Here is a 561-nt window from a genome sequence, read left to right as displayed (position 1 = left end):
GACTTCTGCGCCGTTAGAATGCTCCCCTACCAGTAGTACTAATGTACTAATCCATAGCTTCGGTAATATGCTTATGCCCGATTATTATCCATGCCGGATCGCTCGACTAGTGAGCTGTTACGCACTCGTTAAATGAATAGCTGCTTCCAAGCTAACATCCTAGCTGTCTATGCAATCCAACCGCGTTTTTTCAACTTAGCATATATTTGGGGACCTTAGCTGATGGTCTGGGTTCTTTCCCTCTCGGACATGGACCTTAGCACCCATGCCCTCACTGCCTAGAAACATATATTAGCATTCGGAGTTTGTCAGGAATTGGTAGGCGGTGAAGCCCCCGCATCCAATCAGTAGCTCTACCTCTAATATACTTTACTAAACGCTGCACCTAAATGCATTTCGGGGAGTACGAGCTATTTCCCAGTTTGATTGGCCTTTCACCCCTACCCACAGGTCATCCGAAGACTTTTCAACGTCAACCGGTTCGGTCCTCCACTTTGTGTTACCAAAGCTTCAACCTGCCCATGGGTAGATCACAAGGTTTCGCGTCTAATACTACTGACT

1 rRNA gene (only partly in view) is annotated in these 561 nt (G+C 46.9%); it reads right to left on the bottom strand.

Annotation, left to right across the window (positions count from 1 at the left end):
- Window positions 1–561, bottom strand: a 23S ribosomal RNA gene (locus B4E59_RS14690) (it extends past both window edges: 1,684 nt to the left, 747 nt to the right).

Source organism: Empedobacter sp. UBA2044, from assembly GCF_002333005.1.
GTDB lineage: Bacteria > Bacteroidota > Bacteroidia > Flavobacteriales > Weeksellaceae > Empedobacter > Empedobacter falsenii_B.
Note: the sequence above shows the minus strand (reverse complement) of the source record. Positions and strands in the feature narration are given on the sequence as shown.